This window comes from Arthrobacter sp. H5 (assembly GCF_000520595.1).
Lineage (GTDB): Bacteria > Actinomycetota > Actinomycetes > Actinomycetales > Micrococcaceae > Arthrobacter_D.
In genome coordinates this window covers 1-9,160 of sequence record NZ_AZSC01000339.1, presented here as the reverse complement: position 1 = coordinate 9,160, position 9,160 = coordinate 1, and the positions used below count along the sequence as shown (strand labels likewise).

The window sequence follows — 9,160 nt, the reverse complement described above, 5'->3', positions numbered from 1 at the left end:
GAAACGGTCGGGGTCGGCGCTGGCGTTCCTTGGCTTTGGGCGGTCGTGTTGGTGGCGCAGCCGGTGAGGATTAAAACGGCGACCGCCGCAGAGGCCAGATGGCTTCTGCGACGGTCGCTGGGTGAACTAATCATCTGAGGAACTACTGTCCGATCAGTTCGTGGTGCTTGATGGAAATTATGCCTTAGCGTTGCTGCGGCGAACCAGGAAGGTTCCGCCGGCTGCTGCTGCCAGGACCAGGCCGCCACCGAGGGCGAGGATGCCGGTGTTTGATCCGGTTTCCTGGGCGACACCGGTGTCGGCGCCACCGGCAGGCATGTCGCCCATCTGTGAGGCTACGAGAACTCCACACAGTGCGGGTGAAGTGGCGCCGAGGGGCAGTTCTGGGGCGATGTCGCTGGGTGAGTTGAACACTTCCTCGGAGACCCCGGCGGTTGCTGGGTCCAGGCCGTGGACGACGACGACGGCTTTGCCGGCTTCGAGTCCTGCCTTGGTTTCGGCGTTGAGGTCGATGTCGCGCTGGATCTGGTAGTTGCCGCCCAGGCCAGCCAGCTCGAGGTTCAAGCTTTCTTCGGGGCCGGTGGCTCCGCTGGTGGTCAGCGTGGTGGCGATGGGGCCGTAGGCGGGATCGCCGTCGGTGGTGTTGATGATGCCGTCGCCGTTTTCGTCCTCCTCGGGGGTGGGGCACTCACCTCTAGCCTCTTCGCCGGTGTGGATGTGCTGGACGTGAGGGTACGGGGCGTCCATGAAGGTTTCGGCGAGGCCGGAGACCTGCAGGTCAACGGTAGCTGTGTCGCCGTGGACGTCCAGGGTGATGCTTCCCGTGCCGGTGGTGCCGTTGAGCTGGCCCAGGGTCGAGGAGTAGGACTCCTCCGCTGCCATGGCCGGCGACGATGCCATCGCCAGGGCGCCAAGAGCCAGGGTGGGTACTGCAAGGAAACGCATTGCCTTATTCATAAGATCAATTCCTTCACTGTGCGTGGATACGCACCAGAGTAAGTGCGCTTACTATCTTATTCGGAGCGATCCGCAGTGTGGATTGGTTTCCCCCAGACAATCCACTGCGGGTTACCCGTTCGCGGAGTAAGGGTGGCTCAAGGGTTGTTGTGCGCGGCGGTTCGGGAGCTGGAAGAAACCGATGCCCTCCTTGAGCAAGCACGACAAGAAAAAGAATCTTGCATCATCAGGTAAAGCTCAGGCAATGCGCGTAGTGTTTTACCTATCCTCATGTGCGAGTGACTGATGGCCGGAGTTTTCTCCCGGTCGAAAGCGTCGAAGAACACAACTAGCGGCCTCCACCGTGTGTTCTCCGGTGCTTTTGTCATCCCACCACCGGCAGCGAAATGCAGGACTGGGAGAGCGTGAAAGTAGACGCCGGTATCGACATCTACTTCTGCGACCCCCACTCACCCTGGCATCAACGAAAACACGAATGGCCTGCTGCGCCAATACTTCCCGAAAGGCACCGACCTGAGCATCCACAGCGCCGAAGACCTCGACTGGGTCGCCCAGGAACTCAACGACCGGCCACGTAAAATACTAGAGTTCAGAAAACCGATCGAACTGATCGAAGGACTCCTGTTGCAATGACCGCCTGAATCCGCCGAACCCTCACTGGGACACCTCCGGTGAAGTTGAGGGAGTTCCGTTCAGTATGTCTCCGTTCAGTATGTCAAAGACCCTTCGCCGGCCTCTGTGAAGGTATTGAACAGGGCGGGGGATGGTGGCAGTACCTGGGTCATGAGCATCACCGCCGTATCGTGATCTGGCCACGTGTACCAAAGAGTGCCCAGCCCGCCTCCCCATCCGTAGCGGCGGCCGAGCTTCCCGTGAGCTACTCCTACGCCGTATCCCCACCCGTCGCCGTTGAGGAAGACCTGCGCCGAGGGCCCAAACCGCTGCTCTGCGGTGAGATGATCGGAGGTCATGGCCGCGGCCAGTTCCGGCGAGAGCAATCCGCCGCCGTCCTCAAGCAACATGCGCGCGAACTGCAGCATGTCACCCACGGTTGATACCAAGCCGCCGCGCGCGTCCGGAAAGGCCGGCGGAATTGACCACCGACTCTCCTGGTCGCTGTCGAAGAGGTCCAATCCGTCCTCACCCCGCGCGAATGACGGCACCAGGTGCCCCGATGCGCAGACGAACGCCGTCTGAGACATCATTAGTGGAGTGAACAGTCGCTCGCGCATCAGGAGGTCCAGGGGCTTTCCCGACGCTCTGGCGAGGACGACTCCGAGCACCGCATATGCGAGTTCGTAACGCCATACTGTGCCCGGTTGTTCGAGCAGGGGCAGGGACGCGAAGCGAGTTATCCAGTCGGCTGGCGCTAGCACAGCCGAAGGATCAGGGGGTCCAAACCCCAGCCCGGCCGCTACGGCTGCCTCAACTGCCGGGCAGTCGCTCTCAAAGACGAAGCCGAAACCCATGCGCATCGTCAACAGATCCTCGATCGTGATCGGCCGCTGGGCTGACAACGTATCGTCAAGCGGACCATCAAGCCGGCGCAGAACACGGCGGCCGGTGAGCTCGGGGATGAACGCTTCGATCGAATCGTCGAGATGGAGCACGCCGTCCTGAACTAAGAGCAGCGCAACCGCGGCGACCATCGGTTTCGTATTGGAACTGATCCGCATCACGGCGTCGACAGGCAATGCGATAGCTCCACCAGGCACAGTCGTTCCCACAGCGGCCACAGACGCCTGGCCTCCCTGCAGGACGCCCACGACAGCACCAGGCACCTCACCGTCGTCCACCAGCGGACGGATGGACTCAATCAATTGCTGTGCATCCACGGCCCGATCATAGCAGCGGGCTCCACAGTATCCTTGTCATTTTGGGCACGGTTACCCCCGCCGCAGCACACCGCAGGTCAGCCACAGGTGGACGGCTCTGAGCTGGACCGCAAGGGCTCCACCCGCCCACAGGTGGATGACCCACAAACAACCAGACAAACCGGAAGGAGGTGTGGCTGGGACGTGCGTAAGCCGATCCCCCACCGCAACACCTCTGCGGTTCATCCGTCGTCGGAAATGTCTGCACAGATCATCAAAGCGTTGTTGCGCTCGGCTCCGCCCGGTCCGCACGTTCTCAGCCAACCCTCGTCCATTCCCCGAAATGTCAGCCCCCTTAGTAGTGGCTGGGTATGGGACTATCCTTACACACCGGCCCGGAACACGGCCGGCCCGGGGTGTTCGTCCCGTTGTCCTGGTCCGGTTTCATTTTGCGCCCGCAGCGGGTGCCAAAGATCATCGATGTTCTTCAACTCCCGTATCTCGGCCGTGAGTTGTGCAGCGGCCGCCGACCGTTCTGAAATATTGCCGACCCCGGCGTTCACATCCTCGCAATGCTGCCGGGCATCCAGGACCGCCTGAACCTGTGCCCGGCGCCGGACGGGGAAGGCTTCCATCTCTTCTCCAATCACCGGGCAGGCCCTTCGACGTCAAGTGGCGGCGGTTTCCTGCCGATATGTGATTTCCGTTAAGCGCGGACATGCAGCATACCCAACATTATTGGATACGCCCGATACAGAGGATCCACGCTCTACGCCTTCCGCCAGTTCAGGAAAAGGGGATGGGCCTGACATTGACCAGCGACGACCTCGAGCTCGGCCGCGATGAGCATGATGAGTTTCTCCCGCATCACGAATTCCTCGATGCGCTCACCCACTAAACGCGAGTTGTGCATCAGTAGGACGTGCAGTATGGCCCATATGAAGGGATGGTAAAGGCGGGCACGGACACCAACGATGACGGGTCCTGCTGCGCGTAATCCACCTGTGGGCGGGTGGATCCCCTGGGATTCAGCTCAAATCCGTCCCACCTGTGGGTGATCCGTTGGACGGTCCGTTGGCCGTTCTGCGGCTGATACCGAAGGCTGCTCCTGCTGCGAGGACCAGTGCGCCGGTGACAACGCCGATGCCGGTGATGATTTCGTAGGCGTTTTCGTTAGTGTTGCTTGCAGCTGGCGTCCCTGCAACACCGGTATCCGCCCCACCGGAGGGCATTTGTCCCATTTGTGAGGTGCCGAAGCCGCGGGAGTCCAACCAGGCGGAAACCTCGGCTGAAAATTCGTCTTTGGTGTTATGGAGGGTGACTGCGTGGCCGGTGGCCGGGATGGTCACCGAGGTGATGTCCTGGACTCCGGTGAGTAGCGCGGCTTGTTCTTCTGCCTGGATGGGGTAGATGGCGTCTTCGCCACCAATAAGGACCAGGGTCGGCGTGGTGATTGATCCGATGTTGGCCTTGTTGGTTTCCACTGCTGCCATGTAGGAGGTGATGTCGCCACAGGGGTCCATGTTGCGCATCGCGGCCGTCGTATCGACGATTACTGGGTCGGCATTCTGGGTGAAGAAATGGGCCATGGTAAACATCTCGGGGGTGTCCGTGCCGAAGAAGACGTAGCCGGGGGAGCCGGGGTCGCCTTCGGAAATCCCTCCGCCAGCCTCACATGCAGCGATGGCTGTTTCCAAAGCGCCCATCGCGGCGGGGGAAACGGTGGTATCGGAGTAGGACAGTACCATCAGGGCGTCGATGTCCCCGAAACTATAGGCCGCGGCCTGGGCAATGATTCCTCCGACGGAGTGCCCGGCGAGCACCACCTCCTCGAAGGCGGGTGCGCCTGCGGCGTCGTCGGCCTGGTATTCGCCGCTGCGCAGTTGCGTGACAATTTGGTGGGCGATATCCGCCCGGGATCCAAAGCAGATGCCGGTGCCGTCGGGTTTGTCGGATGAGTCATAGCCGAGGCGGTCGACGGTGACGGTCACGTGCCCGGCTGCGGCCTGCTTCTGGGCGAAGTTGTAGCCGGGTTGTTCGGTGTAGTTGCCGAAGAATTCGCCGTAGCTGAGCCCGTGAAGGAATAGGGTGGCCGCCTGCGGATCATCCAGTGCGTGTTGGGGTCCGGTGATACTGCCCCGGACAGTGTAGGTTTCACCGTCGGCTTCGCAGGGGATTTTGCTGCGGTTGACGTTTTGGACTTCGAAGCTCACTTCCCGCTGAACAGTCTGCGACCCATCCGCCGATCCGGCGGCCGGCCCTGCGGATTGCGCGAGAGGGGCTGCACCGAGCAGGAGGAGCGGAGCGAGGACTATCCCGGTCAGGAGGGGTTTAAGATGAGGGAGCATGGCGACCTTTCACGGAGCGAAGTGGCACCGCCCTCAGGAACCGCACCATTAGAAGGTTCCTGGCTGGCTGACCGCGCGCTGATGAATGAATAAAGAGAAGCTACTTTGCGTCGCCACTGCCCCAGGAGGTGCGACCATCATCAGCGTACGTTCAATGTATCTAAACGGCCAGCTTTTTACGGGGGTGCACGCGGGAAGCGGTAGGTTTGCTTCACTCGAACCGAAGAGCATAGCAAGACTCGGGCCAGGGAAATCAGCCGCATCCTCGCCCAGGCCATACCGGGTAAGGATTCCACCGCGGTGCGGCCCGCTGGTGGAGGTAACCTGTTCCGGGCGCCATATTATGGCGGCGCGTACTCCTGCTCGAGTTTAAATGGAGATGGTTACCGAAGCCGTTGTTGAATCGGCGCGATGACCATCTGCGCTTAGGATCGCTGTTCGCAACCGCTCTTGACCCGCACCTTCAGCTCGAGAGTCGTCTACCTCCGCTACCGGGTCGCGCGCTAGCTGTACTCGGTCAGACTAGTCGCGCGATCTTACGGACGTGTCCCGCCCGCAAGCCAGTGAGGCGCGACATTTCCAGAACGCTGTGCCATGTGCTCGTCTCGGAGTAGAAGTGGAAAGAGCATCAGGCAAGGTTTGTCTGATGGTGTTCGGGTAAGCGAACGGATAGTAATGCGCACTTCATAGCCATGCCGGAAAACAGTGGCCGCTCTCAAGGGCGAAGGTGCACTAGGTAAGTCGAAACCCCTCGTTCAGATCAGATTCAGCGGGAGGTAGAGGATCGGGCAGCGTGGACTCCATAGTCCCTGAAACCGCCAGCCGCCGATGACACAACGATGATTTGATCGACTACGGTGCTGTGCCGGGTTCATGTCCGGGTGCCGGAGTAGGCGATTGCGCCTGGGGCGTCAGCGGATGGTTCTACGGGTTTATGCCGTTTACCCATCCGGGACGGGGGTTCCCGACGAATTGGATGTAGTGTGTTCCTGCCGTGGTGGAGCGAACCCCGTGATGGCGGTCACCGGGAGCAGGTAAAACGAAAGTACTTTTCACTCCACTTCAGTGTCTTTCTTTGAGCATTTCAAGCCAAAAGGTCATTTCTTTGGCCCCGGCGTAGCTATCCCTGAACACGGGGGAACCTGTCCGGTTTCCCCGTTCCGTCACCAAAGGATTAGGAGGACAGGTCATGGCAGCTAACCCGCCGGGTGGAAACGAAGAATTTTTGACTGTTTCAGATGTTGCTGGGCGGTTGAGCGTGTCAAAAATGACTGTGTACCGAATGATTCGGCAGGGAGGAATCCCAGCGCACCGCTTTGGGCGCTCCTACCGCATCAGTGCGGGTGCCGTTGAGACGTATCTGCACGATACAGAGATCCCCCGACCACCACCGAACCCTGATAGCAGCTAGCTAAGACAGCTCAAAGGAGGAAGCAATGGCACACATTCCGTTCAAAGAAGGCGACCACGTCACGGCTGATGATCCATTCAATGGCCGGGTCGAGGGCATGATCATGGTCATCAACGGAACAAGTGTAGGAATTCGGAGCACCGCAATGCTCGCTGATCATTACGTCTATTACGACTATCGCTCCGTCACAAAAAACGACTGACTTCCCCATCTGCTCGGCCCGAACGGCCCGAAACCACCTGCGGCTCTGTTCGTCGCGGCCAAAGACCAACCCCCGGTGGCGAAGGACCACTGCCTCTGAGGCGGCGGACCGCTTTGAGTGGGTATCGCCGGTGAAACATCCGCCGATTCGGCCTTGCACGTGCAGAAACATACTTATGAAGGAGATTCGCCCATGATTGGATTTATTATCGCCGGACTCGTTATCGGCGTGATCGCCCGGCTTCTGAAATCAGGCAAACAGGATCTGGGATTGATCGCTACATTGCTGCTGGGCCTTGTTGGTTCAGTGATCGGAGGCCTCATTGCCACCCTCGTGGGCACTGGAAATATTTTTGAGCTCAATATTCTCGGATTCATTGTGGCCGTCATCGCTGCCATCGCTCTGATTAGTACCGCTGAAGCTTTGACCGGACGCCGCAAAGTCGGCCGCCGACACTAAAAAGCGTGGCTCTCGCTGACCCACTAGCACCGCTGATGACTCCCTTGCACGTCGCCAGCGTGACGGAACTAAGCCACACCCGACCCTCATGAAGGATTCAAGTGCCCGGCCCTGAAGAACATTATTATTAGGGCGCTTTTCACCCACGCCGCGGCCGGCACCTTCACCTAGTCAGTTGATGAGTGTGTGGGCGGAAGCCAGGTGGTGAATCTGCTGGCAAAAGAGGGGCGCGCACCCGGTGGTGGAGGAGCTCTTTGACAATATATTCATGCTTTCCTGCCGAGGCCGGACCAGAGCGAACCAGGGACATTGGCCGATCCTGTGCCGGCCGCACACACGGCTTGTTGACCGGCTTTCCCGGTCAAATTTCCGCAACATCTAGAAGGTCCTTCGTGAATTCTCAGTATTCGGGCATCACTGACTTTATCCACGGAGTCAGCGGGCAAGACCTTCCTGCCGATGTGCTGCAACAGGCGCGGTGCTGCCTGCTTGACCTGATCGGGGTTACGGTGGCCGGCACAGCCGCTCCGCTGTCTCAAATTATTCGTGACCACGCCTACCGCCAGGCTGGCGGATCAGCACAAAGCTCCCGCCTGCTTTTCGACGGTCGGCGAGTCGGCGCCTCCTATGCCGCTTTAGCCAACGCTGGAACCATCGATTCAATGGACGGTCACGACGGTCACCGCCTGGTAAAAGGCTACGCCGGCGCGACTGCGCTTCCCGCCGTGCTCGCTTTCATTGACCAACGCTCCCTGACAACGGTGGAAGACCTCCAGGCGGGGCTGATCGGTGCCTACGAAGTGTCACTGCGCGCAGGGATTGTTCTCCACCGAACAGCTGCTGACTACCACAGCTCGGGAGCATGGAACGCCGTCGGCGCGGCCGCCGTCGGCGCGGCCGCCGTGGGCGCCCGTCTGCTCAGGCTGAACCCCGAAGCGACGCGGCACGCACTGGGAATCGCAGAATATTCCGTTCCCCGTGCGCCGATTCGTGACCCGGCCTACCGGTATCATTTTGTCACTGGTGGATCAGACTTATGTAAGGTGCTGCGCCCCCAGTGAAATACGAACGGTGCCACCACAGCAGCGAAGGCCAGGTGAGCAAAAACTTCGAACGGCTGGTTTGGCATTTGGAATTGCGGGAGCACGAATCGCCCGATTAAGGCGTAGCGGACGAGACTCGGTTTCGTTCGTGCTTCACTAATCGACACGATGAGACTTCCTTACAGGTGGGCCTACACAGCCTGGCTGCAACGTTAGTGCACTTTTTGCGAGTCTACATGTTTGCTGGCGGAGTCGGCTATGGTAATGCTCGGAATGTGCCCCGACCATGATTAAATGCGAAGGGCCCCTTTTGTGGCTCATCGTTTTCGAAGCGGCGCATGTCCTGTTCACTCGGGAATCGCTGTCTAGGGCTGATTTTGCGGCCGTTTTGAGCGGGTGTTTTTACTCTGACTGCGCGGTGGTGGTTTTCGCTGTGGTCTTTGCGCCCATCTTGTGTTGTACGGCTAGGGCCGCGCCGGCGGCGAGGGCAATTCCGCCGCCGAGGCCGATCAGGCCCATCTCGGGTCCGCTACTACGCGATCATTTGCACCTACCACCCGAGATGTCCGGCACGCTGGTCATCTCGTGAGCCGGGCAGGCAGCTCCGCTGGAAACCGTAGGGCACGCCCGCTGGGGAAAGGGATCCAGCGAACGCAGACCAGGCGCGCAATCGATTACTGATGATTGTCCTGCGCGTTCTGGTTACGGTGGGCTTGGTCGCTGGCGCTGTCATCCACTTCCAGTTTGCACCCCGGTTTCCAGCAGGCTGCACCGGGCGGAATCGGTGGGGGTAATCTCTTCCGGATCCAGGCGCATGGCCGTCCTCGCCGCCCTGCATGTCCTGATCCGGGGAGACCGGGTCGCGTACGTGGTGGCAGCGGTTGTTGGGCTCCCGGCATCGGCGGCCGTGGTCCTGTACAGGTACC

General features: G+C 60.2%; 8 protein-coding genes and 1 pseudogene. 5 read left to right on the top strand and 4 right to left on the bottom strand.

Annotated elements, in window-relative coordinates; all coding sequences use genetic code 11:
• Positions 1-177: 177 nt before the first annotated feature.
• Positions 178-957, bottom strand: coding sequence for a CHRD domain-containing protein (locus tag Y708_RS0100985; protein WP_026533842.1), 780 nt, complete (start codon positions 955-957; stop codon positions 178-180).
• A 419-nt stretch (positions 958-1,376) separates the two neighbouring features.
• Between Y708_RS0100985 and Y708_RS27930 the strand changes: the two are divergent.
• Positions 1,377-1,590: pseudogene (locus tag Y708_RS27930) on the top strand (IS30 family transposase); the annotation flags it as partial.
• Between the two features lie 74 nt (positions 1,591-1,664).
• Here Y708_RS27930 and Y708_RS22060 read toward each other — a convergent pair.
• From Y708_RS22060 to Y708_RS0100965, 3 genes are all read right to left on the bottom strand, one after another.
• Positions 1,665-2,792 carry a serine hydrolase domain-containing protein gene (locus tag Y708_RS22060; protein ID WP_051478386.1) on the bottom strand — a complete coding sequence of 376 codons (1,128 nt, stop codon included), beginning with the start codon at positions 2,790-2,792 and terminating at the stop codon, positions 1,665-1,667.
• Positions 2,793-3,154: 362 nt separating this feature from the next.
• On the bottom strand, positions 3,155-3,406 hold the full coding sequence (locus Y708_RS0100975) for a hypothetical protein (protein ID WP_155853602.1): 252 nt from the start codon (positions 3,404-3,406) through the stop codon (positions 3,155-3,157).
• A 393-nt stretch (positions 3,407-3,799) separates the two neighbouring features.
• Complete coding sequence (locus tag Y708_RS0100965; RefSeq protein WP_028278495.1) at positions 3,800-5,119, bottom strand: alpha/beta hydrolase; 1,320 nt, start codon at positions 5,117-5,119, stop codon at positions 3,800-3,802.
• Between the two features lie 1,189 nt (positions 5,120-6,308).
• On the opposite strand from Y708_RS0100965, the gene Y708_RS27925 reads away from it, so the two are divergent.
• From Y708_RS27925 to Y708_RS22055, 4 genes are all read left to right on the top strand, one after another.
• Positions 6,309-6,530 (top strand): helix-turn-helix domain-containing protein, encoded by a 222-nt coding sequence (locus Y708_RS27925; protein WP_081746407.1) that lies wholly within the window; start codon positions 6,309-6,311, stop codon positions 6,528-6,530.
• Between the two features lie 25 nt (positions 6,531-6,555).
• Positions 6,556-6,732 carry a hypothetical protein gene (locus tag Y708_RS28875; protein ID WP_155853601.1) on the top strand — a complete coding sequence of 59 codons (177 nt, stop codon included), beginning with the start codon at positions 6,556-6,558 and terminating at the stop codon, positions 6,730-6,732.
• A gap of 192 nt (positions 6,733-6,924) precedes the next feature.
• Positions 6,925-7,191 (top strand): GlsB/YeaQ/YmgE family stress response membrane protein, encoded by a 267-nt coding sequence (locus tag Y708_RS0100955; protein WP_028278494.1) that lies wholly within the window; start codon positions 6,925-6,927, stop codon positions 7,189-7,191.
• A 392-nt stretch (positions 7,192-7,583) separates the two neighbouring features.
• On the top strand, positions 7,584-8,252 hold the full coding sequence (locus tag Y708_RS22055) for an MmgE/PrpD family protein (protein ID WP_051478385.1): 669 nt from the start codon (positions 7,584-7,586) through the stop codon (positions 8,250-8,252).
• Positions 8,253-9,160 lie beyond the last annotated feature (908 nt).